The 23,839-nt window shown below is 70.3% G+C and carries 24 protein-coding genes; 13 read left to right on the top strand and 11 right to left on the bottom strand.

Annotation, left to right across the window (positions count from 1 at the left end; genetic code table 11):
* Positions 1–68: 68 nt before the first annotated feature.
* A complete protein-coding gene (locus CCN37_RS11770) occupies positions 69–1,151 on the bottom strand; it encodes an ImmA/IrrE family metallo-endopeptidase (RefSeq protein ID WP_168200633.1) in 1,083 nt (360 codons plus the stop codon).
* Positions 1,152–1,559: 408 nt separating this feature from the next.
* Between CCN37_RS11770 and CCN37_RS11765 the strand changes: the two genes are divergently transcribed.
* The 4 genes from CCN37_RS11765 to CCN37_RS11750 all read left to right on the top strand — a co-directional run bounded on the left by CCN37_RS11765 (position 1,560) and on the right by CCN37_RS11750 (position 5,017).
* A complete protein-coding gene (locus CCN37_RS11765) occupies positions 1,560–3,668 on the top strand; it encodes a bifunctional diguanylate cyclase/phosphodiesterase (protein ID WP_086820762.1) in 2,109 nt (702 codons plus the stop codon).
* Between the two features lie 42 nt (positions 3,669–3,710).
* A complete protein-coding gene (locus tag CCN37_RS11760; RefSeq protein WP_246842958.1) occupies positions 3,711–4,430 on the top strand; it encodes a GTP pyrophosphokinase family protein in 720 nt (239 codons plus the stop codon).
* Positions 4,431–4,466: 36 nt separating this feature from the next.
* A complete protein-coding gene (locus tag CCN37_RS11755; RefSeq protein ID WP_168200632.1) occupies positions 4,467–4,751 on the top strand; it encodes a type II toxin-antitoxin system Phd/YefM family antitoxin in 285 nt (94 codons plus the stop codon).
* A gap of 68 nt (positions 4,752–4,819) precedes the next feature.
* Complete coding sequence (locus CCN37_RS11750; protein WP_246842957.1) at positions 4,820–5,017, top strand: type II toxin-antitoxin system RelE/ParE family toxin; 198 nt, start codon at positions 4,820–4,822, stop codon at positions 5,015–5,017.
* 260 nt (positions 5,018–5,277) lie between these two features.
* On the opposite strand, the gene CCN37_RS11745 is transcribed toward CCN37_RS11750, so the two are convergent.
* From CCN37_RS11745 to CCN37_RS11735, 3 genes are read right to left on the bottom strand one after another with little or no spacing between them, the layout of a single operon-like run.
* Positions 5,278–6,300, bottom strand: a complete 1,023-nt coding sequence (locus tag CCN37_RS11745; RefSeq protein ID WP_086820788.1) for an iron chelate uptake ABC transporter family permease subunit — start codon at positions 6,298–6,300, stop codon at positions 5,278–5,280.
* Positions 6,300–7,298, bottom strand: a complete 999-nt coding sequence (locus tag CCN37_RS11740; RefSeq protein WP_086820758.1) for an iron ABC transporter permease — start codon at positions 7,296–7,298, stop codon at positions 6,300–6,302. Before CCN37_RS11740 ends, CCN37_RS11745 begins: the two co-directional genes overlap by 1 nt.
* Positions 7,295–8,176: an ABC transporter substrate-binding protein gene (locus tag CCN37_RS11735; protein WP_246842956.1), complete on the bottom strand. Its 882-nt coding sequence runs from the start codon at positions 8,174–8,176 to the stop codon at positions 7,295–7,297. The genes CCN37_RS11740 and CCN37_RS11735 overlap by 4 nt, the downstream gene beginning before the upstream one ends.
* Positions 8,177–8,431: 255 nt before the next feature.
* On the opposite strand from CCN37_RS11735, the gene CCN37_RS11730 reads away from it, so the two are divergent.
* From CCN37_RS11730 to CCN37_RS39770, 4 genes are read left to right on the top strand one after another with little or no spacing between them, the layout of a single operon-like run.
* Positions 8,432–8,983 (top strand): RNA polymerase sigma factor, encoded by a 552-nt coding sequence (locus CCN37_RS11730; protein ID WP_086820756.1) that lies wholly within the window; start codon positions 8,432–8,434, stop codon positions 8,981–8,983.
* A complete protein-coding gene (locus tag CCN37_RS11725; protein ID WP_086820755.1) occupies positions 8,980–9,549 on the top strand; it encodes a hypothetical protein in 570 nt (189 codons plus the stop codon). Before CCN37_RS11730 ends, CCN37_RS11725 begins: the two co-directional genes overlap by 4 nt.
* Before the next feature lie 57 nt (positions 9,550–9,606).
* Entirely contained in the window at positions 9,607–9,849 is a 243-nt protein-coding gene (locus tag CCN37_RS39775) for a hypothetical protein (RefSeq protein WP_168200631.1), read from the top strand.
* A gap of 11 nt (positions 9,850–9,860) precedes the next feature.
* Positions 9,861–10,244, top strand: coding sequence for a PPOX class F420-dependent oxidoreductase (locus tag CCN37_RS39770; RefSeq protein WP_168200630.1), 384 nt, complete (start codon positions 9,861–9,863; stop codon positions 10,242–10,244).
* On the opposite strand, the gene CCN37_RS11710 is transcribed toward CCN37_RS39770, so the two are convergent.
* Positions 10,228–10,968, bottom strand: coding sequence for an SDR family oxidoreductase (locus CCN37_RS11710; protein ID WP_086820752.1), 741 nt, complete (start codon positions 10,966–10,968; stop codon positions 10,228–10,230). The two genes, CCN37_RS39770 and CCN37_RS11710, sit on opposite strands and share 17 nt — an antisense overlap.
* Positions 10,968–11,660, bottom strand: a complete 693-nt coding sequence (locus CCN37_RS11705; RefSeq protein ID WP_086820751.1) for a TetR/AcrR family transcriptional regulator — start codon at positions 11,658–11,660, stop codon at positions 10,968–10,970. The genes CCN37_RS11710 and CCN37_RS11705 overlap by 1 nt, the downstream gene beginning before the upstream one ends.
* 45 nt (positions 11,661–11,705) lie before the next feature.
* On the opposite strand from CCN37_RS11705, the gene CCN37_RS11700 reads away from it, so the two are divergent.
* A complete protein-coding gene (locus CCN37_RS11700; RefSeq protein ID WP_086820750.1) occupies positions 11,706–12,143 on the top strand; it encodes a GNAT family N-acetyltransferase in 438 nt (145 codons plus the stop codon).
* Here the strand turns inward: CCN37_RS11700 and CCN37_RS11695 are convergent.
* Both CCN37_RS11695 and CCN37_RS11690 read right to left on the bottom strand, forming a co-directional pair.
* The gene (locus CCN37_RS11695) at positions 12,127–12,696 is read right to left on the bottom strand and encodes an NAD(P)-dependent oxidoreductase (RefSeq protein ID WP_246842955.1); all 570 of its coding nucleotides are present in this window, start codon (positions 12,694–12,696) and stop codon (positions 12,127–12,129) included. The two genes, CCN37_RS11700 and CCN37_RS11695, sit on opposite strands and share 17 nt — an antisense overlap.
* Positions 12,647–13,603 (bottom strand): EamA family transporter, encoded by a 957-nt coding sequence (locus CCN37_RS11690; protein ID WP_086820748.1) that lies wholly within the window; start codon positions 13,601–13,603, stop codon positions 12,647–12,649. Before CCN37_RS11690 ends, CCN37_RS11695 begins: the two co-directional genes overlap by 50 nt.
* A 55-nt stretch (positions 13,604–13,658) precedes the next feature.
* On the opposite strand from CCN37_RS11690, the gene CCN37_RS11685 reads away from it, so the two are divergent.
* The 3 genes from CCN37_RS11685 to CCN37_RS11675 all read left to right on the top strand — a co-directional run bounded on the left by CCN37_RS11685 (position 13,659) and on the right by CCN37_RS11675 (position 16,713).
* Entirely contained in the window at positions 13,659–14,147 is a 489-nt protein-coding gene (locus tag CCN37_RS11685) for a MarR family winged helix-turn-helix transcriptional regulator (protein WP_086820747.1), read from the top strand.
* A 190-nt stretch (positions 14,148–14,337) separates the two neighbouring features.
* Positions 14,338–15,918 carry an alkaline phosphatase gene (locus tag CCN37_RS11680; RefSeq protein ID WP_086820746.1) on the top strand — a complete coding sequence of 527 codons (1,581 nt, stop codon included), beginning with the start codon at positions 14,338–14,340 and terminating at the stop codon, positions 15,916–15,918.
* 6 nt (positions 15,919–15,924) lie between these two features.
* Complete coding sequence (locus tag CCN37_RS11675) at positions 15,925–16,713, top strand: hypothetical protein (RefSeq protein ID WP_143261564.1); 789 nt, start codon at positions 15,925–15,927, stop codon at positions 16,711–16,713.
* Positions 16,714–16,758: 45 nt separating this feature from the next.
* Here CCN37_RS11675 and CCN37_RS11670 read toward each other — a convergent pair whose 3' ends face one another.
* Positions 16,759–17,838: a polyprenyl synthetase family protein gene (locus CCN37_RS11670; RefSeq protein WP_086820744.1), complete on the bottom strand. Its 1,080-nt coding sequence runs from the start codon at positions 17,836–17,838 to the stop codon at positions 16,759–16,761.
* Between the two features lie 546 nt (positions 17,839–18,384).
* On the opposite strand from CCN37_RS11670, the gene CCN37_RS11665 reads away from it, so the two are divergent.
* Positions 18,385–19,269, top strand: a complete 885-nt coding sequence (locus CCN37_RS11665; RefSeq protein ID WP_086820743.1) for a nitroreductase/quinone reductase family protein — start codon at positions 18,385–18,387, stop codon at positions 19,267–19,269.
* Here CCN37_RS11665 and CCN37_RS11660 read toward each other — a convergent pair.
* A complete protein-coding gene (locus CCN37_RS11660; RefSeq protein WP_210407975.1) occupies positions 19,266–20,435 on the bottom strand; it encodes an FAD-dependent monooxygenase in 1,170 nt (389 codons plus the stop codon). The genes CCN37_RS11665 and CCN37_RS11660 overlap by 4 nt on opposite strands.
* Positions 20,435–23,779 (bottom strand): AfsR/SARP family transcriptional regulator, encoded by a 3,345-nt coding sequence (locus CCN37_RS11655; protein ID WP_086820742.1) that lies wholly within the window; start codon positions 23,777–23,779, stop codon positions 20,435–20,437. Before CCN37_RS11655 ends, CCN37_RS11660 begins: the two co-directional genes overlap by 1 nt.
* Positions 23,780–23,839: the final 60 nt, after the last annotated feature.

The raw sequence follows: 23,839 nt of genomic DNA, 5'->3' as shown, positions 1-23,839 counted from the left end.
AAATCCGATCGGCGCGACCGCAGAGCCTACCGCGAGCGAAGCGAATCCGCTGCTCTCGCTGGCTAACGTCACACCAGGCGGAGCTTCGGCCGCGCGTTCTCCGTGCGCTCGGTGAACCCGGTGAGGCCGCGCAGCGTCGTGTTGTCGACGCGCAGGCGAACGGCGAGCGCGGCCAGGTCGACGCCGTGCTCGGCGGCGAGAACCACGGCGCGGCACAACAGGTTCGGGTGCTCACCAGCGTGCTCGCGGTCGATCGGCTCAGCCGTCCGCCACCCGCGCTTGGCCAGCGCTGTCAACAGCCGCCGGTGCGCCGCGTCGGTCATCAACCCCAGCGCACGCCCGCGCGCCGCGAGCGAGGCCGCGGTCACGCCGTACGCGTCGGCCAGCTCCTTCACCGCGTCGAGGTCAGCGTGCAGCGGGAAGACGCCCGCGATCTCCTCCGCGGGCATCAGGAGCTCGGCGGCGAAGGCGTCCGCCTCCGACTCGTGCACGCGACTGCCCGGCGCCGCGTCCGGGTGCAGCACCAGGTGACCCAGCTCGTGCGCGACGGAGAAGCGTTGGCGCAGAAGGTCTTCTGGGGCGGCCAGCACGATCATCGGCCGCTCGGGGAGCACGCAGGAGAACACGCCGACGGCGACGTGCTGGGGCAGGCGGCTCACCACGACACCGCGAGCTTCGAGCGTGCGGACGAGGTCGAGGACCGGGCCGGACTCCGCGCCCCACGCCCTGCGCACCGCGTGCGCGGCGCGTTCGGGACCGTCGTGCTGCCCGTCGAGATCGACCGGTGGCAGGCCGACCACCTCGTCCAGCGCGCTGGTGACCTCCCACAGCAGCTCCACGTGCGCGAGCGCCTGGGCGCGCTTGGCGGCCGTGGTCGCGCGCAGGGAGCGGAAGTGGGCGTGCGCGGTGTCCAGCCGCAGGTGCGGGCGTCCCGGGGCGAAGAACCCGACCTGCACGCCCAGCCGGTCGGCGCAGCGCGCGAGCACGCTCGGGTCCGGGCGGAGCTGGCCCAGCTCGATCCGCGCGACGGCCGTGGGGGCGAGCCCGACCGCCTCCGCCAGCTCCCGCGCGCGAAGCCCGGCGAGCGCGCGGGCCATCGCCAGCCGCGTCGGATCGAAGGCCCCCGCGCTGGCGTGGGCGTCCGTGGTCACGACGTCTCCTCGACCTGAACGTGGCGGGCTGGGCGTGGGGCTACCAGCATCATCACCCACCACTCGATCGTGGCGGCGCACCGGGGCCGATTCTGGGATGAGTGACCGTCGCATTTCGAGAAACGTTTGCGCACCTGGCAAATGCCCAATGTCTGAGCGGGTGAAATTCCCTAAACGGCGGTTGACGCACATGTCGGAAGATCTGTCGGTCACCCTGCCCTGACCTGCGAGTCCTTCGTTGTCGGGCTACCCGAGCGGCCTAATCCGGGCGCAGAAGAGCATCACCTTCCGTAGCCGTCGGCGCGGCGGACTCGCTAGTCTTCTTGCCCTGTGCGCAAAGGAACCTAGTGAGGTGGCCGTGGCGTTCCCCGCTCCATTTCCGGCCGCACCGCGTGGCGGACGGGCTCGATGACCCTTCCGCTGCCGGACCGGTCGCCGCACTCGGCGGAGTTCGAGATCTCTCCCGAGTCGCTGGAGCGCGCCCGCGCCAGGCTCGCCAAGAAGTGGGCGTACCTGGTCAGCAAGACCACCTACATCCCGATGGCGCAGCTGGAGATCGAGCGCAGGCTCGTCGAACTGGTCGACGTCCTGTTCACCACCATGCGCACCGAGCCGTTCTCGGCCGACGGCGCCACTGACGTCGGCGCGCGCCTGGTGGAGCTGAACTTCGCCGGCCGGGCCAGCCTGCGCCGCACGGTCGAGGTCCTCGGCAAGTCGCTGCTCGGCATGACCGACCTGCTCCCGGTCGACCGGCTGCCGGAGCGCGTCGTCGGCCTGCTCGGCGCCCTGACCTCCGGCTACGTCGAGGCCGTGCGGCTGTCGATCTTCACCCAGCAGGAGAACCTCAACCGCGCGCTGATCAAGGCGGCGCAGGACGCGCAGCGCGACAGCAAGGCCAGCGAGGCGCGCTTCGACGAGGTCTTCACCTCCTCCAGCAGCGGCATCGCGATCACCGACCTGGACGGGGTGTTCGTCCGCGCCAACGCCGCGCTCGGCGAGATCCTCGACCACGCACCGGCGGCGTTCGAAGGGCTGTCGCTGTTCGACGTCATCGCGCCGGAGGACGTCGCGCCCGTCCGCAACGGGCTGCGCGAGCTGGCCGACGGCAAGTCGGAACGGCTGCGCCAGCGCCGCACCATGCTCGGCAAGGACGGCGAGGCCGTGCAGGCGCACCTGGCGATCTCGCTGCTGCGCGACGGCGACGGCAACCCGAACCACTACGTGGTGATCGTCGGCGACGACACCGAGCTGACGTTGTTGCAGGGCCAGCTCAGCCACCAGTCGCTGCACGACGTGCTGACCGGCCTGCCGAACCGGCAGTTCTTCACCACCAGGCTGGAGCGGGTGCTCCGGCACGCCGACCAGACCTTCGGCGTGACCATGTACCACCTGGACCTCGACGCCTTCTCGGTGATCGCGAACGGGCTCGGCGCGCCGGTGGCCGAGGCGCTGCTGAAGAGCGTCGCCGAGCGGCTGCGCTCGATCTTCGCTGGCGAGAGCGCGATGGTCGCCCGGCTCGGTGGCGACGAGTTCGGCGTGCTCGTGCAGAACGAGGCCGGCACGCCGGACGTGGTGCGGACCGTCGAGCAGATCAACGAGGTGCTGGCCGAGCCGTTGTACGTGGACGGCAACGGCGTCGCCTCTTCCGCGTGCATTGGCGTCGTGCACCGCCCGCACCCCGACATCGAAGCCGCCGAGCTGTTGCGCCTGGCCGACATGACGTTGCGGCGCGCGAAGCGCAACGGCAGCAGGCAGTGGGGCGTGTACGACCCCGCGCAGAGCGAACGGGACCGCGCCCGCTTCGGCCTCGCCGCGACGATGCCCGGCGCGTGGGAGAGCGGCGAGGTCGGCGTGTACTCGCGTCCGCTCGCCAAGCTCGACGACGGCAGAACCGTTGCGGTGGAAGCACTTCTGCGCTGGGAGCACCCCGAACTCGGGCAGCTCCCGCACACGCGGTGCGTCGAGCTCGCCGAGCAGATCGGCCTCGTCATGCCGCTGGGCACGTGGCTGCTGCGCTCCGCCTGCCAGAGCATGGCCGAGCGCCAGGTCCCGCTCGGCGTCGGGCTCACCCCGTACCAGGCCGCGGACCCCGACCTGGTCGGCGAGGTGTTGCAGGTCCTGGAGGACACCGGCCTCGACCCGGCGCGGCTCCAGCTCGGCGTGCCCGTGCGGGCGCTGCTCTCCGACTGCGGCGAGGCCGCCGACAACCTCGCGGTGCTCGCCGACGCCGGGATCGGCATCGTGCTCGACGGCTTCGGCACCTCCGCGACCGATCTCGCCTTCGTCGAGGACCTGCCCGTGCGCGGCGTCCGCCTGGCCGCCTCGCTGGTCCGGCTCCAGGCCGAGCGCTCCGGCCGCTCCGCGCTCGACCGCTCGCTGACCGAACTCATCGCGCACGTGCACGCCGCCGGTGCGACCGTGATCGTCGACGGCGTCGAGACTCCCGCGCAGCTGGACTGGTGGCGCTCGGCGGGCGCCGACTTCGGGCTCGGGCGGATGTTCCCGGTCCTGTCCTGAGGTCCGTCCTGCCGGGAACTACCGAGTCGTTACGCTCGTTGGGTGAGTGGCAGTGCCGCCGGTGGGGGACGGACGAACGCAGTGATGGAGACGACGGGGGAGAACCCGCTGGTGCGCCGTTCGCGCTCTTCGCCATCGGAGCTCGCTGGAGCGCCGTTGCTGGAGGACTTCCGCAGGCTGTCCCAGTTCCTGCTGGTGTACAAGTTCGCCGTCGAAGAGCTGCTGACGAAGCTGCGCATCCTCAGCGAGGAGTTCGACTTCGTCCACCGGCACGATCCGATCGAGCACATCACCCACCGCGTCAAGCGGCCCGAGGCGATCATCGAGAAGCTGCGCCGCAAGGGGCTCAGCACCGATCTCGACTCCATCGCAGAACACCTCGACGACGTCGCCGGGGTGCGCGTGGTGTGCCCGTTCGTCTCCGACGTCTACGGCGTCCGCGAGATGCTCGGCCGCCAGCACGACGTCGAGATCCTGCGCACCAAGGACTACATCGCCTCGCCCAAGCCCAACGGCTACCGCAGCCTGCACCTCATCGTGCAGATCCCGGTGTTCCTCTCCGACCGCGTCGAGCACGTCAAGGTCGAGGTGCAGATGCGCACCATCGCCATGGACTTCTGGGCCACCCTGGAGCACAAGCTCTTCTACAAGTACGACGACCAGGTGCCCGCCGACTTCGCCGACGAGCTGGCCAGCACCGCCGCCGTCGCCGCCCAGCTCGACGCGCGGATGGAGTCCCTGCACCGCCGCCTGCACCGCTGAGTGACAACCGGCGGTTTCATGACTAGAATTCTGACCATGAAGACGCTGCCCTTGGCTGAGGTGAAGGCGCACCTGTCCGCCCTCGTCTCCGAGATCGAGGCTCAACACGAGCAGGTCACCGTGACCAAGAACGGCGCGCCTGCCACAGTGATGATCTCCGTGCACGAGTGGGAGTCTCTGCTGGAGACGATCGCCGTGCTCAGCGATCAGCAGACTGTCGCTGATCTCGCGGAGGCGCAGCGCACTCGTGATTCTGGCGAGGCTTACAGCACTGACGACGTCTTGGCGGCTTTCGAGGCACGGCGGTCCGCAGGCGCGTGAGTGAGATTTTTGGGCTTTCCTGGTCCAAGACCGCTAAGAGGGCGATCGCAGGAGAGCTGCCAGAGGCCGTGGCTGCCGCAGTGCTCGAACTCGTGCTCGGACCGCTGCGGGAGAACCCGTACCGCGTCGGCAAGCCGTTGAGAGAACCCTTCGATGGGGTTTGGTCGGCGCGGCGCGCCACCTATCGCGTGCTGTACCGCATCGACGAGGAGCGGCGGACCGTGTTGATCGAGGCGATCAAGCACAGGGGAGACGCGTACCGCTGAGCCGATACCTTCAAATCGGCCAAAGTAACGTTCGGCGTTACTTTAGGCGATTTCGAGGTACTCGTCGCGGACGCTCGCCTCAGCCGAGCGCTGGGCGGTGAACGTGGGGTTGGCCAGTCACCACGACCCCCCCAACCCCTGTCGATCATCGAACCGCCCCAACCCACACAGCGTCGGGGGATCGGTGACGCGCGCCAACGGCTCGTTTGACGCCTTGAGCGCACTGAACGGGTCGTTCAGGGCTTAAACGACGGCGTGGGTCAGAGGTGGTTGCGGCGCCATTCGCGGACGAGGAGCCAGGCGAGGTAGGTGCCACCGATGGCGCTGGTGAGGATGCCGACGGGCAGTGGCGTGGGGGAGAAGAGGCGTTGCACGGCCAGGTCGCTGGCGACGAGCAGCAGGGAGCCGGTGGCCGCGGCGGCGGTGAGGTTGGGGCCGGGGGCAGCGGTGAGCTTGCGGGCGAGTTGCGGGGCGGCGAGGGCGACGAAGGTGATGGGGCCCGCCGCGGCGGTGGCGACGGAGGAGAGGGTGACGCTGACGCCGAGCAGGGCCAGCCGGGTGGTCTCGACGGGGACGCCGAGTGCGCGGGCCTTGTCGTCGCCGAGTTCCAGGAGCGCGAGCTTCTGTCCGAAGTAGACGGTGGGCGGGAGCAGGAGCGCGATGGCGATCAGCAGCGGGAGGAGCTGGAGCCAGGTGCGGCCGTTGAGGCTTCCGGTGATCCACGTCTGCGCGGCGATGGCGCCGGTCAGCGAAGCGCGCGTGACGAGGTAGTTGTTGGCGGCCAACAGCATGGCGCTCAGCCCGATGCCGACGAGGATGAGCCGGAAGCCCTGGACGCCGCGCCGGAAGGCGAGCAGGTAGGCGAGCGCGGCGGTGGCGACGCCGCCGACGAGCGCGCCGAGGGAGATCTCGGCCATGCTGCCCTGGAACACCAGGATGGCGATCAGCGCCCCGGTCGCGGAGCCGTTGGCGAAGCCGATGAAGTCGGGGCTGCCAAGGGGATTGCGGGTCAGGCTCTGCAACACGGCCCCGCTCAGCGCGAGCGCGGCGCCGACGAGGACGGCGATGAGCACGCGGGGCAGGCGCAGGCGGTTGACGATGAACTCCGTCGCGGGATCGCCGAAACCGAGGACGGTGCGCACGACCTCCCAGACGGTGAGCGGGAAGTCGCCGGTGGTCATGCTGACGGCGCCGAGCGCGAAGGTCAGCAGCAGCAACGTGATCACGACCGTCGCCGAGCGCGGGCGCACGCGAACGGAGACAGCGCGGAAGCGGATGAGCATCACAACCTGCCAGGGGAGCGACGGCGGCACAGCGCGATGAACACCGGGGCGCCGAGGAACGCGGTGACGATGCCGACCTGCAACTCAGCGGGAGCGATCACGAAGCGGCCGATGATGTCCGCGCCCACCAACAGGATCGGCGCGAGCACAGCCGAATAGGGCAGCACCCACCGCTGGTCGGTGCCGACGATCAGGCGCGCGGCGTGCGGCACGGCGAGGCCGACGAAGGCGATGGGCCCGGCCGCCGCGGTCGCAGCTCCACAAAGGACGGTCACGGCGAGCACGCCGAGCACGCGCGTGCGGCCGACGTGCACGCCGAGGGACTTGCCGACCTGGTCGCCGAGCGCCAGCGCGTTGAGCGAGCGGGCCAGCAGCAGTGCGCCGGGGATGCTGACCAGGAGGAACGGCGCGACTTGGGCGAGCACGTCGGCACCGCGCCCGGCGAGCGCGCCGACCTCCCAGAACCGGAACTGGCCGAAGGACTGCGGGAAGAGCAGCAGCATCGCGGAGTTGAACGCGTACAGCGTCGCGGTGATCGCGGCGCCGGCCAGCACGAGCCGTTCCGGGGTGGGCCTGCCGCGACCGCTCGCGCCGAGCAGGTAGACCACCACGGACGCCACCGCCGCACCGGCGAAGGCGAGCCAGACGTGCCCGGTCACCGTGGTCACACCGAGGAAGGTGATGCCGGAGACCACGGCGGTGGACGCGCCGAGCGTCACGCCGAGCAGGCCGGGGTCGGCGAGGGGGTTGTGGGTGAGCGCCTGCATGAGCGCGCCCGACAACCCCAACGCCGCGCCGACCAGGACGCCGAGCAGCGTCCTCGGCAGCCGGACCTCGTGCACGGTCACGGCCTCGACGGAGCCGTCGTGGTGCCACAACACGCGCCACAACTCAGAAATCGGGATGTTCCGCAGTCCGAGCCACACGCTGAGCACGATGACCACGCCGAGCGCGGCCACCGCGACGACGAGGCCGAGCCCTCGCAGAGCTGGCCTCACTTCACCTTGCCCGCGAGCATCGGCACGAGCTTGTCGATGGCGTAGGGGATCGACAGCACGGTGTTGAACGAGATCGCGGCGCCGATGGGCGGCTCGTTGTACGGCACGAACAGGTCGCGCTTGTCCTGCGAGACCTTGAGCTTGCGGTACAGCGGCTCGTCGCGGACGCGCTGCGAGGCGACCTCGTCCTCGGAGAGCCAGAGCAGCAGGTCCACGTCGAGCAGGTCCAAGCCCTCCGAGCCGATGCTGATGATGTTCTCGGCCTTGGGCACGTCGAGGATCTTCTGCGGCATCGTGAAGCCGGACTCGGCCAGGAACGCGGCCTTCGGGTCGTGCGCGGCGAACGCGGCGTAGTTGCCGGGCTCGAAGGTGTCGGCGACGATCGCCGTCTTGCCCGCGAACGCCGGATTCTCCTTGCGCACCTTGGCGAAGCGCTCCCCGATGTCGGCGATCAGCTTCTCCCCGGTCGCGCCCCTGCCCAGCGCCTTGGCCAGGTTGCGGGTCATCTCCTGCCAGGTCGCGGCGTAGTCGGCGAACTTCCCGGACTGCGCGACAACGGGCACGCCGAGCTGGCTGAGCGTGTCGTACTGCTCCTTCTTCATCCCCGAGTACTGGGCGATGACCAGATCGGGGCGCAGCTTGGCGATCTTCTCCAGGTTGTACTCGTCGCGCTCGCCGACGATCTCCGGAGGAGTGTTGCCCCACAACGGCTGCGTCCACGGCCACTTGCCGAACGGGCGCTCCTTGAACCAGTCGACGACGCCGACCGGCTTGACGCCGACGGCGAGCGCGACGTCCTGGTCGGACAGGCCCAGCGTCACCACGCGCTGCGGCTGCGCCTTGATCTCGGTGACCCCGTACTTGTGCTCCACGCGCACCGGGAACACACCGTCCGCCGTGGGTGCCGACCCCCCGGCATCACCCGGCTGAGGGGTTGCGGCGCTTCCGCACGCGGTCAGGACCACGGCCATGGCTAGCGCGCTGAGCAGGCGTGATGACACTCTGGGCATGGGGCTCCCCTTCGGCGTGTAACCCGGATGAGGGAAGGCTAACCTAAGGACTTGCGCCCGTGTAACGCCGTGGTGCCCGTCGTCCAAGTAGAGGTGTCGCGCACATCTGGGGACGGGTGAGAGATGACCGACTTCACGCGAATAGGCCACGATCCCGCCGCGTTCGAGGCGTTCTACCGCGAGCACGTCCAAGCGGTGCAGCGCTTCGTCGTCCGCCGCGTCGACGATCCGCACCTCGCCGCCGACCTGACCGCGGACGTGTTCCTCGCGGTGATCGACACCGCGCACACCTTCCGCGCGGACCGGGGTGACCCCACCCGATGGCTCTTCGGGGTGGCGCGCAACGTCGTCGCGGGGGAGTTGCGGCGCCGAGCGCGCGGACTGCGGGCGGCGAGCCGGATCGCCGGGCGGGCGCTGCTCGACGAGGACGACATCGCCGCACTGGAGCGGCGGATCGACGCGGCGAGCCGGGCGCGCGAGCTGTACCGGGCGATGGACCGGCTCTCCGACGGGGAGCGCGCGGTCCTCGAACTGGTCGCGCTCGACGGGCTGACCGTCCAGGACGCCGCGAAGGCGCTGGGCGTGCGGGCCGGGACCGCGCGGGTTCGGCTGCACCGGGCGCGGCGGCTGATGCGCGAGCACCTCGTCTCCTCGAACGCGGAGGTCCTGCCATGACGCAACGTTTCGAAGACCGCCTGCTCGCCGAGCTCAAGCAGGTCGTGGCGGAGCGCGAGCCCGTTCGCCCGGCGGCCAGGTGGCGCGTCGCGCTCGTCGCGGTGGGGCTCGCGGCCGTCGCGGTGCCGTTGCTGTTCACCGGAGGCGGGGCGGCCTACGCGCTGGAGAAGCAGCAGGACGGCACCGTGCGCGTGGAGATCAAGCAGCTCAGCGACGCGTCGGGGCTGGAGCGCGAGCTGGCCGAACTGGGCATCAGGGCCAAGGTCGACTACCTGCCAGCTGGCAAGACGTGCCGGGCGCCGCGCTTCACCCCGATGCGGGACAAGCCGGTGAATTCGGCCGGAGCGCTGTCCTCGGGGCTCAGCAGCGCGCAGGCGGCGGGCACGGCGGCGGTGTTCACCTTCGACCCGGCGGACTTCACCGGCGACCGGGCAGTGGTGATCGAGACCTCCGGCGGCGGAGACGTGTCCGGGCTGGTGGTGGGTTTCGCGGAGGGGCCGGTCAGCGCGTGCGTGCCGGTGGACGCTCCGATCCGGCCAGGGCTGGATAGCGGCGGGTCCCGGTAGGCTCGGTGGGGTCCCAGCCCCGAGCCTGAGCCGGACGGATCGATGAAGCAGGTGTCCATGAAGGACCGCTCAGGCAGCCAGGCGTGGCTTGGGCCGATCTCCCTGGGCTTGGCGATCGCCAGCTGGGTCTTTCCCTACGTGAACCTGGCGCTCGTGGTGGTGGCGTGCGTCTGCGGCGTCGTCTCGATCGCGACCAGGAAGTGGCACACCATCGACTGGACGGCCGTCGCCGGTATCAGCGTGGCGTCGGGGCAAGCGGTGTTCACACTGCTGGTGTACGCCGCGTCTCTGCATCCGTGAGGGGGAGCGCCGTGGAGTACTTCGCGTTGCGCACGTACAAGAAGGACGGTTCAGCGGTCACCGGGCCGATCTGGCTCGCGCCCTCGGGGGACCGCCTCTACGGCTACACGCCCAGCCGCTCGTGGAAGGTCAAGCGGCTGCGGCGCGATCCGCGCGTGGAGTTCGCGCCATCGGACTTCCACGGCACTCCGTGCGGGGAGTGGCGCAGCGGGCGGGCGCGCGTGCTGCCGCCCGCCGAACTGCGCACCGCCAAGCGCGCCATGACCGCCAAGTACGGCAACAAGTTCCGGTGGTTCACCATCGTGCTCCTGCTCGGCAGGGGACGGCGCAACGGCGGTGCTGCTGTGGGGATCGAGATCGAACCCAGCCAGTCGGAGTTCAGCCCGTCGGAGTGAGGTAGTCCGCCCCGCCGACGAACACGGTGTGCCCCGTCGCGACCGGCTCCACGGCGGCCTTCGCCACCGCCTCGGCGAACTCCGCGACGGTGGGCAGGCTCCGCACCTCCGCCCGGCGCGCGTCGACGATGCCGGGCTCCGCGCGGTCGAGCAGCGTGACGGTGATCGTGCCTTCGATCATGTCGCCTGACACCACGACCAGCCCGATACCGCGCTCGCTCAGCAGCGGGATGCGTGCGCGGAGTTCGTCCTCCCCGGCGCGCTTGCTCGCCGCGACAGCCTCGTAGGAGTCGTAGGTCGGGCGCTGGCCGTGGAAGTGCGCCTGGTGGCTGGTCACGAAGACCACGCGGGAGAGCGCGGGCATCAGCGGCAGCGCCAGTTCCACCGCGCGCACCTGCGCGTCCCGGTTGAGCCGCATCGCGTAGTCCGGGTCGCGGTCGCGCTCCATACCGCCCGAAGCGTTGAGCACCAACGCGTCCAGCCGACCGCATCGCGCGCGGACGACGTCGAACATCGCCGCCGCCTCGGCCGGGTCGGTGAGATCGGCCTTGACCGCCTCGGCGCTGCCGCCGGACGACACGATGTCGGCCACCACTCGATCGGCGCGCTTCACCTTGTCCCGGTAGTTCACGAAGACGTGCGCCCCGGAGGCGGCGAGCAGGCGCGCGGTGTCGGCTCCGACCCCACGCGAGGCGCCGGTCACGAGCACCACTCGGCCAGTCATCATTTCTTCTTGCTCCCCAAGGCTTTCAGCCGCTCAGCGGCAACGGTGACCCCGTCGAGCAGTTCCGCGCTCCGTGGCACGCGGCGACGGGGGAGGTGGGTGTTGAGCGCGGCGCCGAAGCCCACCATGCGCACGGTCGCGTCGATGATCTCGTTCACGTCGTCCGGCCACGGCAGCGCGGGCTGGGTGATCAACAGCGCCGCGCAGCCGTGCACCGCGGTCCACATGGTCAGCGCGACGGTGTCGGGATTCCCTTTCAGCACACCGTTTTCCACACAGGCCGTGACCGCGTTCACCATGTGCTCGAAGCACGCCTTCGACGCTTCTGCGGAGGCGGAGGGCCGCATCATCAGCAGCCGGTACTGCACCGGGTGGTCGAGCGCGAAGTGCACGTAGGCCCGCCCGAACTCGCCGAGCGCGATGATCGGGTCGGTGACGCGGCCGACCGCCTCGCGGACGCGGTCGCCCAGTTCGTCCCACACACGCAGGCACACGGCTTCGATCAGCGCTTCCTTGCCGCTGAAGTGCAGGTACACCGACGGTGTCGTGACCCTGGTGCGCTGCGCGACCGCGCGCAGGGTCAGCGCGTCCTCGCTCCCGGTCTCCACGAGCAGCCGTTCGGCGTTGCGCAGGATCTCCTCGCGCAGCCGCGCGCCGTCTCCCGGCTTGGCGCGGGTCCTCCTGGCTTCCACGCCGCTATGTTGACGGCGTTAAGTTGACGGTGTCAAGCTGGAGGCATGATCGAGGTCGCCCCGCTGGTCCCCGAGGACCGCGAGAGATGGGAAGTCCTGGCGCGCGGCTATAAGGACTTCTACAAGACGGTCGAAACCGACGAGAGCTACGAGCGGACGTGGCGCAGGCTGCTGGCGGGCGACGGTGTGCACGGGGTGGCGGCGCGCCTCGACGGGCGGCTCGTCGGCATCGCGCACTTCCTCTTCCACCCGACCGTGTGGATGGAGGATTCCTGTTATCTCCAGGACCTCTTCGTCGATGAGGACGCGCGCGGTCAGGGCGTCGCGCGGGTCCTCATCGACGGTGTCGCGTCGGTGGCGCGGGAGCGGGGATGTCCTCGGCTGTACTGGCAGACGCACCAGGACAACGCCACCGCCCGCGTGCTCTACGACAAGGTCGCGTCCTTCGGCGGGATGATCGTCTACGTCAGTAGCCCACCGTGAACCGCGTGCGGTGGTGGCGCGGGCGCTCGGCCTCGTCGAGCAGTGCCACCGCGAAGTCCTCCATGGAGATCGCCGAGTTCCCCTCGGCGTCGATGATCAGCTCGTCCCGGCCCAGCCGGTAGGCGCCGGTCCGCACGCCGGGCTCCAGCAGCGCGGGCGGGCTCAGATAAGCCCAGTCCACAACGGTTTCCGCCTGGCAGACCGCGAGCTGGGCGTCGCACGCCTCGGCGATCGCGCGGATCTCCGGCGGCAGGTTCGGGTCGTCGAGCACGGTTCCGCCGGTGCCGGGAACGGTGAGGCTCGCCGCGCCGCCGACCATCAGCAGGCGCACCCCGGTCTCGGCGAGCCCCGCCAGCACCGCCTTCGTCGTCACGACCAGTTCGCCTTCGCGTCCCAGTGCCGGTCGGGTCGCGCTGATCACCAGGTCCTGGCCCCTGCTGAGCGCGATCACGTCCTCGACATCGGCCGCGTTTCCTTGCCGCAGCTCGGGAAAGCGCGTGGTGTCACGCGTGACTCCGGAGACTGAGTGCCCCCGTGAGCGCGCTTCCGCCATCACCCGGCTGCCGACGCTGCCCGCCGCTCCGAACACTGTGATCTTCAAGGGGTGCTGCCTTTCTGGTCTGGGCGAAGATGAGCGCGGCCAGCACGATGAGCGCGCCGATCGCTTGCAGGACGGTGAGTTCCTGGCCGAGAGCGAGCCAGCCGAGCATGGTCGCGACGACGGGGCTGAGCTGGCCGAGGAAGGTGACCTGGGTCGGCGGCAGCTCGCGGATGCCGCGGAACCACAGTGCGTAGGCGAACGCCGCGCCGATGATGGAGAGGTAGCCGTAGCCGAGGAGGTTGCTCACGCTCAGCTCGGCCGGCGGCGGCCCTTCGACCAGCAGCGTCACCGGGATCAGCACGATGCCGCCCGCGATGAGCTGCCAGCCCGTGGTGGCCAGCACGGGAGCCGGTGACGTCCAGCGCTTGCTGAGCACCACTCCGGCGGCCATGACCACCGCGCTGCCGACCGCCGCCGCGAGTCCGATCGCGTCGAGCTGAGCTTCGGCCCGCAGGACGAGCAGCGCGACCCCGAAGATCGCGGCCAGCGCTGCCACGAGGGTCCGCTTTGACATGCGCTCGCCGAGAAGGCTCGCCGAGAAACCGGCCACCAGCAACGGTTGCAGCGCTCCGACTGTGGCAGCGATGCCGCCGGGCAGCCGGTAGGCGGCGACGAACAGCAGCGCGAGGAACGCGCCGATGTTGAGCGTGCCGAGCACCGCAGCGCGCCACCACCACGAGCCGGACGGCAGCTTCCGGGTGATCGCGAGCAGCAGCAGGCCCGCGGGCAGCGCGCGCACCGTCGCGGCCAGCAGCGGCCGGTCCGCGGGCAGGAACTCCGTCGTGACCAGGTACGTCGTGCCCCAGATGGCCGGGGCCAGTGCGGTCACCGCGATGAGGCCGATCCGATTGTTTAGCACTAAGATAAACTAGCTTAGTACTAAGAGACTTCGCAAGGGGGCTAGGGTGATGACCATGGCGGACCACGTCGACCAGGTGCTCGCGCAGTGGGCTGAGCAGCGCCCTGACCTGGATGTTTCCCCGATGGGCGTGATCGGCAGACTGAGCAGGGCGGCGCTGCGCGCGGACGCCGAGCTCAGGCGCGTCTTCGCCGAGCACGGCCTCGACCGGGCGTCCTTCGACGTGCTCGCGACGCTGCGTCGCAACGGCCCCGAGCGCTGCATGACGCCTGCGGAGCTGACCCGCTCGGCGATGGTGACCTCCGGCGCGATCACCCAGCGCCTCGACCGCCTCCAGACGCGCGGCCTGATCAGCAGGACGCCGAGCGACACCGACGGCCGCGTGGTGCTCGTGAAGCTCACCGCCGAGGGCCGCGACCTCATCGACCGCGCCCTGCCCGACCACGTCGCCAACGAGCACCGGATGCTCAGCGGCCTCTCACTGGCCGAACGCGACCACCTGGCCGCCCTCCTCAGCAAGCTCCTCGGCAGCTTCGAGGCCTGACCCGCACTCCGCCCGCGCCGTACCCCCTCGCGTTTTGTCACGATGACGCGATTGGGAGCGCTCCCCAATCGCATCACGTAGCCAAAACGTTCGAAGACGGCTGCGGGGGAAGGTTCGGCGAGAGGGGAAAGGTGTCCGGATGGGGACGTGGCGGTTGGTGGCGGGGTGAAGGACTCCTAGCGTTCGGCGGGTGACGGGCAACCCGACTCGGCGGAAGTTCCTGGCGGCCAGCGGTCTCGCCGCGGGGCTCGCGTTCTCCGGTGCGCTCCCGGGCATCGGCACCTCCAACGCCTCCACTGTCGAGGTGGACCGGCTCCGCGACCACCCCTTTCAGCTCGGCATCGCCTCGGGTGATCCGCTTCCCGACTCCGTGGTGATCTGGACCAGGCTCGCGCCGCGCCCGCTCGACCCCTTCGGCGGGGTGAACGAGCGCCCGGTCGCGGTGGTCTGGCAGGTCGCCGAGGACGAGCGGTTCCGCCGCGTCGTGCGCAGCGGCGTCGAGATCGCCAGGCGGGAGTTCTCGCACAGCGTCCACGTGGACGTGCGAGGACTGCGGCCGTGGCGGCACTACTACTACCGCTTCATCGTGGGCGGGCACATCAGCCCGGTGGGCCGCACGCGGACGGCTCCGGCTCCGCGACAAGCCTTGTCCGGCATGACTTTCGCCTTCGCGTCCTGCCAGGCGTGGTGGGAGGGCTACTACACCGCCTTCCGCGATATGGCGGCGCAGGAGCACGACGTCGTGTTCCATCTCGGCGACTACATCTACGAGTACGGCGTCGGCGCGGACTCCGGCGTCCGCCAGCAGGCGGTTCCGGTGGAGTTCACGCGCGAGACCATGACGCTCGACGAGTACCGGGGCCGATACGCGCTCTACAAGACCGATCCGGATCTCCAAGCCGCGCACGCGGTCGCGCCGTGGATCGTCACGGTCGACGACCACGAGGTGGAGAACAACTGGGCGGGACCGATCTCGGAGAACAACGCGCCGCGCGAAGAGTTCCTGGTGCGCATGGCCAACGCCTTCCGGGCTTGGTACGAGCACACGCCGGTACGGCTCGCGCAGGCACCGACCGGTCCTTCCGTCCAGCTCTACCGCCGCTTCCAGTACGGAGATCTGGCGCGCTTCAACCTGTTGGACACGCGCCAGCACCGCGACGACCAGGCCGGCGGCGACGGCGAGAAGCCGCCGAACCCGGGCTCGCTCGACCCGAAGCGCTCGATCACCGGTGCGGCGCAAGAGAAGTGGCTGCTCGACGGCATGGCGGAGAGGTCAGCGCGCTGGGAGGTCCTCGCCCACCAGACCGCCATCGCGCAGCTCGACGTGAAGGCCGGGCCGGACCTCGTGGTGCCGATGGACACCTGGGACGGCTACGTGGCCTCGCGCAAGCGAATCCTCGGTGGCGCAAAGGAAAGAGGCGTGCGCAACCTCGTCAGCATCGCGGGCGACCTGCACCGCAGCGTCGCTTCCGAGCTGCGCGAGGACTACGCGGCTCCCTCGCCCGTCGTCGGCACGGAGTTCGTCGGGACGTCGGTCACCTCCGGTCGCGACGGCATGGACCACGACCAGGTCGGCCGGACGATTCTGGCGGAGAACCCACACGTGAAGTTCCACAACTTCCAGCGCGGCTACGTCCGGTGCGAGGTGAACGCGGCGCAGTGGGTCGCCGACTACCGCGTCGCGGACCGGGTGACCGTGGCCAACGGCACGGTGACCTCGCGGTCCAAGCTCACCGTCGAGGACGGCGTCCCCGCGATCCAGGTGAGGTGATCAGTCATGTGGACTCTCGCATTGGCAGCCGTGCTGCTCGCGCCGGTGACGATAGCGGTGACCCCGGAGAAGGTGCAGGTCGTCGGCCTGCCGTGCCTACCGGGCTCGCTCAAGGTCGGCCTCACCAACACCGGGACGACCGACCGCTACGTCGACGTCGAACTGTCCGCGACGGGACCGCTCGTCCTCGATCGTAAGATCATTTCGACATGGCTGCCCGCGTGGGACCCCGACCACACGGTGAACACGCAGGTCGGAGTGACTGTCCCGCGCACGGCGAAGCCCGGGACCTACTCGCTGAGCCTGAGCGTCGACCGCACGCACCGCACGGTTCCCGTCGAGGTGCTTCCCTTGCCGCCCAAGGACAACCTCGTCCTTGGCGAACAGGCGTCCGCGTCGTCCACGCACGGCAGCTTCCGGGTGTGCGGTGCGGTCGACGGCGACGCGAACTCGGCGAACTGGTCGACGAGCACCGGGTGGAACGACGCGACCCGCGGAGTGTTCCCGGACGATTACTCCGTCAGCCTCGTCGCGCCCTCCGTGATCGGCCGGGTGGAGGTGCAGACGCTCGACTCCGCGCGCTACCCCGCTGCGCAGAACGGTTTGCGTGACTGGGACGTTCAGGTGCGCAGCGCCGGAGCTTGGGTCACCGTCGATTCCGTGCGGGGCAATGTGGCCGGTCGCGTGAAGTCGGTTTTCCCCGCGGTGACAGGGGATGCCGTGCGGATCGTGGCGCTGGACTCCAACGACCACGCGTACTCGCGGATCGTGGAGCTGGAGGCCTACGCGCGCTGACCGCGCCGGGGCAGGTCGCGGGAGACGGCCCGCCCCGGCGTTCGCTCAGTCGCTGTGCGCGACGATTCGCACGAGGTCGTGGAGTGCCTGCCGGACCTCGTCGGTGAGCCGCAGGCCCGCGAGCGTGCGCTCGGCGGAGTGGACGCGCTCGCGCAGCATGCCCCGCACCTCGTCGAGCGCGCCGGAGGACACGATGATCTCCTTCGCCTCGCCCACCCCCGCCTCGCTCAGCGCGGGATCGGCGAGCAGTTCCAGTAATCGCGCGGCGACGGCGGGCGGTGCGCTCGCCAGCGCCGCCGCGATCAGGGTGGTGCGCTTGCCCTGCCGGATGTCCTCGCCGACCGGCTTGCCGACCTCGGCCGCGCTGCCGAAGACGCCCAGCACGTCGTCGTGCATCTGGAACGCCTCGCCGAGCACGGCGCCGAACGCCTCGAACCCGCGGATGGTGTCCTGGTCGACGCCGCCCGCGAGCGCGCCGAGCCGCAGCGGCATGCTGACCGAGTAGTTGCCCGACTTGAGCCGCGCCAGCCGCAGCGCCGAGGTCATCGAGGTGTCGCCGGAACCTCCGGTGGCGATGTCCAGGTACTGCCCGGAAATGAGTTCGAGCCGCATTTCGTCATAGGCGCGCCGGAACGGTTCCGCGCGTCCGTTCGGCGGCAGGTTCTGCGAAATCGTCATATCCGCCCAGATGGAAAGGGCGTCTCCGGCGAGAATTCCGGCCGACACTCCGAAATGGTCCGCGTCACCATTCCATCCGCGTTCCCGGTGGAGCGCGGCGAGTTGTTTGTGCGCGGTAGGAACTCCGCGCCGGGTGTCCGCGAGGTCCATCAGGTCGTCGTGCACGAGTGCGAAGACGTGGAACAGTTCGATCGCCGTCGCGAGTTCGATTGTCTCCGGACTGTCCGCTTCGCCGCCCGCGCGGTAGCCCCAGTAGAACAACTGTGGCCGGATGCGCTTCCCGCCCGCCGACGTCACCCTGGTCAGCGCGTTGACCAGGTCGAGCATCTCGGGCGTGCTGCTGCCGCTCACCCGACAGAAACTTTCCATCGAGCGCGCGAGGGCGTCGTCGATGCGCGCGACGAGCGAGGAGCTGCGCGGCAGTGTCGGAATGCTCTCAGCAGTCATCGTGATTCCTTCCGGCCGTGGTGGGACTGGTTCCTCTCCCGTTGCCAAACCGTGTCATTTCGGGGCTGACCGGATCATTCCCGGGAATCTCCTCCTGCTGCTGTGTCTACCACGCGGGAGGAGGTGCGTCGATCGACGGACCGGCATCGATCCGGGCAAAGTTTCCGCCGCGGTGTTCGCATTCCGAAGGGAATGTGAATCGAGTGGCGAGGTTGCTCGCGGAGGCCGATCGCGTCAATTCGCTCAACCGCCGAGCGGGTGGTCTTGATCGTTTGGCCGCTGTCGGCCGACGAACTGAACCTTGCGCTCCGCACGTCCCACCGTGTTAGTGTCGTGCTGTGCCCCGTATGGGCCTACGCATGGAGGTAGCGGCTTTCTGAGCCACTTCTGGACGGCATGAGTCCGTTCTCGCGCACGGCATCCCCGAACCCATTCAGGTGTTCGTGCCGTGTCCGAACGCGTAGTGCGCCCTCGGGGTTTTCTCATGCGCGTCTCGAAGTGGTTCCGCAGCCGGTCGACCCGTGTGACCAACCGCGAAAGGACCACATGACCGAGACCTACGAAGAGTTCGACTTCACCGACTTCCAACGCCAGGTCATCGCCGAATTCCGCGCCAACTCCGGCCGGGTCGGCGGCATGTTCGAGGGGTCGACGCTCGCGCTGCTCACCACCACCGGGGCGCGCAGCGGACTGCCGAGGACCAGCCCGCTGGGCTACCTGGAGATCGACGGCCAGCCCGTGGTGATCGCCTCCGCCGGGGGCGCGCCGACCCATCCCGCCTGGTACCACAACATCCGCGAGAACCCCGCCGTGACCGTGGAGGTCGGCACCGAGACCTACCAGGCGCTCGCCGGGATTCCCGAGGGCGAGGAGCGCGACCGGCTCTTCCTCAAGGCCGTCGAGCAGGCCCCGGGGTACGGCGACTACCAGAAGCAGACCACGCGCGTGATCCCCGTGGTGACGCTGCACCGGGTGGACGCCCAGACCAGGGGGTTGGGCGACTTCCTCGTGGAGGTGCACGACTGGCTTCGCGCCGAGCTGGCCGGACTGCGCGCCGAGGTGGACGCGATCATCGCCGGCCGGCAGGCTCCGGCCGACCTCGTCGTGCAGCTGCGCGCGCACTGCGCCGAGTTCTGCGGAGCGCTGTCCAAGCACCACGGCGGCGAGGACCACGGCGCGTTTCCCATGCTGGCGCAACGGTTTCCCGCGCTCGCGCCCGCGCTGGAGAAGCTCGGCGCCGAGCACAAGGTCGTCGCCGAACTCCAGGAGGCGATCACCGCGCTCGTCGGCGCGTACATGCCGGGCGTCAGTGACCCCGTGCTGCTCCGCGACGAGCTGGCCCGCCTGACCGCGCAGCTCGAAGCGCACTTCGAGTACGAGGAGAGCACCGTCGTCACCGCGCTCAACGCCCTCGGCCCGGCTCCGTCCTAGGAGACAGGTTCGGCCCAGTCGATGTGGTGCTCGTAGAGCCAGGACTGGAAGGCGCGGCGGCGCTTGGTCAGCTCGGCCAGCTCCTGCTCGCTGGGCTGCCTGGGCGGAGCACCGCTCGTGCGGGCGGCGTCGCGCTCCGCGCTGCTGGCGACGAGTCGTTCCACGCGGTCGCGGCGCAGGCGTTCGTAGGCCGGGAAAGCCTTGTGCGGCGGGAGATCCCGCAGGCACTTCGCGAGGGTGACCGCGTCTTCGAGCGCCATCGAAGCACCCTGGCCGGACGCCGGGGACGCTGCGTGCGCGGCGTCTCCGGCGAGCACCATGCGCGCGGTGTGCCAGTTCGGCGTGGTCGGGATGTCGTAGACGGTGCTGCCGATGACCTCCTCGCCCGTGGACTGGATGATCTCCACGGCGGGGAAGTCGTCGTCGGCGAAGTAGGCGGCAGCGTGGTCTTTCCGTTGCTGCGCAGTCATCGCGCGCAGGTCCAGCTCCTCGCCGGGGAGACGGCTGAACCACCACGTCTGCCCGTTGGGCACGCCGATGTAGCCGAACGCGGCGCGCGTGCCGTGAACGAAGGTGTAGGTGTTCGGCTCCTCACCCTCGCGTGCGGGCGCGTAGCCGTAGACCACGTTCAGCCCGGTGTACCTGGCGCGCGGGGCCTCGGGGTTGATGATCGCGCGGGCAGTGGAGTGCGTGCCATCTGCGGCAATCAGCACATCGCCCTCGGCAGTGCTGCCGTCAGCGAACGTTGCCGTCACGCCACGGTCGTTCTCAGTAGCGGTGACCAGGCGTTTGCTGTGCTCGACGCGGATGCCGCGTTTGGCGGCCTCGGCGTGCAGCAGCTGGTAGAGCGCGGCCCGACGCAGGGTGCGCGGACCCTCGGTGTAGCTCTGCGCGCTGACCTCGCGCCCGGCCCCGGTGAGCAGGCGGACGCCCTGCGCGGGGTAGGAGTGCTCGGCAACGGCGCCGCCCAGGTCCACGGCGGCCAGCGCGTCCATGCCGTTGTGCATGATCGTGAAGAAGGCCCCGGCGTCGTCGGCGCCGGAGGGGGAGGACTCGTGCACCACCGAGTCGATCCCGGCCTTGTGCAAGGCGATCGCGGCAACCGTTCCCGCGATGCCACCCCCGACGACCACGGCCTTCTCGATCACGTCTCCCCCTCGGTCCATCACCTGAGCCTACGCACGCGCTGGGGGAGTTCGCCCCGCGCGGTGATCGCGTGATCGCGCAGCGCCCGGGCTCCGCACGCGGTGAACAGCTTGGCGCTCGCGGTCAGCTCGGTGAGCGCGTGGTCGTGGTGGCCCGCGTTGCTCAGGCTCAGCCCGGCGCGCAGTCGAGACCGGCCCTCATCGAGCTGGAAACCGTTGCCGTGGAAGGTCTTCGCCGCGCTCAGCGCGAGTTCCGCGGAGCGCTCCGGGTCGAGTTCGGTCAGCGCGTGGGCACGGATGAGGTCGGCCATCGCGGAGTTGGTCTCGTGCGCGGGGTGCCGCACCCGTTCCGCGCGATCGGCCCATTCGGCCGCCGCGTCAGCCCTTCCGCGCGCGGCCTCCGCGTAGGCCAGGGCCTCCAACAGGACCAGCATCTCGGTCTCGTCCCGCGCGATGAACTCGTAGTCGTCGCAAGCACTTCGCACGCTCTCGCGCCCGGCGTCGACATCGCCGGAGTAGACGAGCACGAGGCCGGGGCCGCACCGGGCCATGATCGCGCGCCAGTCGCGGCGGGACTCCGCGCACCGAGCCGCCTCCGTGCCCAGCCCCAGCGCGCTGTCGTGATCGCCGAGCCAGCTCAGCACCAACGAGTGCGCGGACAGCGCCATCGACATCGTCTCCGGCAGGCTGATCAGCCGCGCCCGCTCCACCGCGCTCGCGGCCAGCGCCGAAGCGTCGGCCAAGCGGCCCATCCGCCCGAGCACGAACGATTTCACCGACATGACCGTGGACATCACGTGGTGTTCCATCACGTAGTTGGACATGCAGTTCTCGGCCAGCTCCGCCGCGTGGTCCGCGTGCGCCAGCCCGGCGTCGACGCGGCCCGCCAGCACCTCGACCCAGCACAGCCACGACAGCGCCTCGACCCACGCGGCGTGCTCCTCGCGCGACATCTGAGGCAGCAGCGCGGCCGCCGTGTCCAGCCACGTGGCCGTCGCGGGGACGTCTCCGTTCAGGTAGGCGGCCATCGAGCGCAGCACGGCCAGTGAGAACCGCATCGCGGTCGCCAGCTCCATCGCCGCCAGCCGGTCCAGCAACTCCGTCGAGCCCTCGACGTCCCCGGCGGTGAGGTGTTCCACCGCGAGCCGCATGTGCAGCGTGGCCGACTCGGGGGAATCGCCTTCCGGCAGCCTGCGCAGCTCGCCCAGCAGCATCGACTTGGCCCGGCCCGCCGAGCCGAACATGCGCTCGACGGTGGCGCACAACATCACCGCGATCATCCGGCGGATGCCGTCGTCGGCGGGCAGCATCGCGAGCAGTCGCCTGGTCGACTCGACGCCCTCCGCGCCCTGCCCGTCCAGGCACTGCGCGAACGCCAGCATCTTCAGCATCTGCAAGCGCACGGGCTCGGCGTCCGAGCCTTCCGGGACCAGCCGCTGCGCGGCCAGCAGGTTCGGCCGCTCGGTCCTGAGCCAGCTGATCCCCCTGTCATAGGAGGGGAACACCGGCAGCCCGGTCTCGATCTCGTCCGTCCTGAATGGATGGTCGGTGACACCTTCGATGGTGACGCCCATCTGCGCCGCTTTCGCGCCCGCCGTGCAGTAGTAGCCGAGCACCCGGTCAACGGCCGCCGCGCGCTCGTCCTCCGACTCCTCCGTCAGCGCGACCGAGCGCGCGTGCTCGCGGAGCAGGTCGTGCAGCTGGTAGCGCCCGGGCGAGGGCTGCGTGAGCAGGTGCACGTCCAGCAGCTGCTCAAGGCCCTCCTCCGCCTCGGTGAAGTGCGTCGCGGTCAGCGCGCCCGCGAGGTAGGCGTCCCAGTGCGGTCCAGGAACCAGGCCGAGCAGCCGGAAGAGCCGCCTTCGCTCGGGCGGGAGATCGTTGTAGGACAAGGAGAACGCCGCCGCGACACTGCGGTCGCCGACCGAGAGTTCGGCCAGCCTGCGCCGCTCGTCCCGCAGCCGCTCGGCCAGGTGCGCCACCGTCCACGCGGACCTGGCGCGCAGCCGCGCGGCGGCGATGCGCAGCGCGAGGGGCAGGTATCCGCACAGCTGAGCCACTTCCTCGGTCGCGGCGGGCTCGGCGTCGGCCCGCTGCTTCCCGATGATCCGGGTGAACAGCGCGATCGCGTCGTCCTTCGGCAGCAGCTCCAACGAGATCGAGCACGCGGTGTCCAGGTCGGCGAGGCGACGTCGGCTGGTCACGAGCGTCAGCGAACCCGCGGTCCCCGGTAGCAGCGGCCGAACCTGCGCTGCGGTGGCCGCATTGTCAAGCACCACAAGCACTTGGCGCTGTGCCAGCTCGGCTCGCCACCGAGAAGCCCGCTCCTCCACGGAGTCGGGGATCTGCTCGGTGGGCACACCGACCGCGCACAGCAGGCTGCCCAGCGCGGCGGCGGGCTCCACCGGCTGCCGTCCTTCGGTGTAGCCGTGCAGGTCGAGGAAGAGCTGGCCGTCGGGGTAGCGGTCGGCCAGCTGGTGCGCGGCGCGCAGCGCGAGGGTGGTCTTGCCGATTCCCGCCATGCCGTCGATCGCGGAGATCACCACGGTCGTGCCCGCGCTGATGTCCAGCAGCTGCCGGATCTCCTCGGCGCGGCCGGTGAAATCGGCGACGTCACCGGGGAGGTCGCTGCGCGGCGCGGACAGCGCGAGCGCCGGGTCCTCGCGGAGGATCTGCTGGTGCAACTGGCGCAGCGCCGGTCCGGGATCGGTCCCCAGCTCCTCGGCGAGGCACGCCCGGGTCTGCTCGTAGCGCGTCAGAGCTTCGGCCTGGCGGCCACCGCGGTAGAGCGCGAGCATCAGCTGCCCGGCCACCCGCTCGTCCAGCGGGTGCTGGTCGACCCGTGCCGTCAGCGGCAACACCAGGTCCTCGTGCTGGCCACAGCGCAGGCGGACGTCGGTGTGGTCCAGCTCGGCGGCGGCGCGCTCGGCCTCCAGCGTCGTGCGCACCGTGGTCAGCCACGCCGTGTCCAGCCCGGCGAACGCCTCGCCGCGCCACAGCTCCAGTGCTTCGCCGTAGAGGGCGAGCGCGCGTTCGTCGTCGGCGGAGCGGGCTTGCGCGAGCAGTTGCCGGAAACGGTGCAGGTCAACGGACTTCGCGTCGACGACGAGCGCGTAGCCGCCGGGGTGGCGGTTGATCTCCAGGCCCGCCGTGCGCAGCCGCGCGAGGTAACCGTGCAGGGCGTTGCGCGCGCTCGCCGGAGGGCAGTCGCCCCAGACGCGCTCGATCAGCTGCTCCGTCGACACCGGGCGGTTCGCCTCGACCAGCAGCGCGACCAGCACGCATTGCCGTCGTGCGTGGCCCACGTCGACGAGGTGGTCGTCCACCCATGCCTCGACGCCACCGAACAGCCGAAACCGCACCGCCACTCGGCCCCCTCACCGTGCTTCGACCGGTCGGCGACAAGTCTGCCGCCGACCGGCCGAACA

Origin of the sequence: Allokutzneria sp. NRRL B-24872, from assembly GCF_002155965.1 — a bacterium.
Lineage (GTDB): Bacteria > Actinomycetota > Actinomycetes > Mycobacteriales > Pseudonocardiaceae > Allokutzneria.
Note: the sequence above shows the minus strand (reverse complement) of the source record. Positions and strands in the feature narration are given on the sequence as shown.

Excerpts from the sequence above, each read along its gene's own strand:
- CCN37_RS11660 (WP_210407975.1), bottom strand. The coding sequence starts at position 20,435 with ATGGACCGAGGGGGAGACGTGATCGAGAAGGCCGTGGTCGTCGGGGGT.
- CCN37_RS11710 (WP_086820752.1), bottom strand. The coding sequence starts at position 10,968 with ATGACTGGCCGAGTGGTGCTCGTGACCGGCGCCTCGCGTGGGGTCGGA.
- CCN37_RS11670 (WP_086820744.1), bottom strand. The coding sequence starts at position 17,838 with ATGACTGCTGAGAGCATTCCGACACTGCCGCGCAGCTCCTCGCTCGTC.
- CCN37_RS11685 (WP_086820747.1), top strand. The coding sequence starts at position 13,659 with ATGGCGGACCACGTCGACCAGGTGCTCGCGCAGTGGGCTGAGCAGCGC.
- CCN37_RS39775 (WP_168200631.1), top strand. The coding sequence starts at position 9,607 with ATGAAGGACCGCTCAGGCAGCCAGGCGTGGCTTGGGCCGATCTCCCTG.
- CCN37_RS11700 (WP_086820750.1), top strand. The coding sequence starts at position 11,706 with ATGATCGAGGTCGCCCCGCTGGTCCCCGAGGACCGCGAGAGATGGGAA.
- CCN37_RS11665 (WP_086820743.1), top strand. The coding sequence starts at position 18,385 with ATGACCGAGACCTACGAAGAGTTCGACTTCACCGACTTCCAACGCCAG.
- CCN37_RS11675 (WP_143261564.1), top strand. The coding sequence starts at position 15,925 with ATGTGGACTCTCGCATTGGCAGCCGTGCTGCTCGCGCCGGTGACGATA.
- CCN37_RS11725 (WP_086820755.1), top strand. The coding sequence starts at position 8,980 with ATGACGCAACGTTTCGAAGACCGCCTGCTCGCCGAGCTCAAGCAGGTC.
- CCN37_RS11745 (WP_086820788.1), bottom strand. The coding sequence starts at position 6,300 with ATGCTCATCCGCTTCCGCGCTGTCTCCGTTCGCGTGCGCCCGCGCTCG.
- CCN37_RS11755 (WP_168200632.1), top strand. The coding sequence starts at position 4,467 with ATGAAGACGCTGCCCTTGGCTGAGGTGAAGGCGCACCTGTCCGCCCTC.
- CCN37_RS11765 (WP_086820762.1), top strand. The coding sequence starts at position 1,560 with ATGACCCTTCCGCTGCCGGACCGGTCGCCGCACTCGGCGGAGTTCGAG.
- CCN37_RS11730 (WP_086820756.1), top strand. The coding sequence starts at position 8,432 with ATGACCGACTTCACGCGAATAGGCCACGATCCCGCCGCGTTCGAGGCG.
- CCN37_RS11695 (WP_246842955.1), bottom strand. The coding sequence starts at position 12,696 with ATGGCGGAAGCGCGCTCACGGGGGCACTCAGTCTCCGGAGTCACGCGT.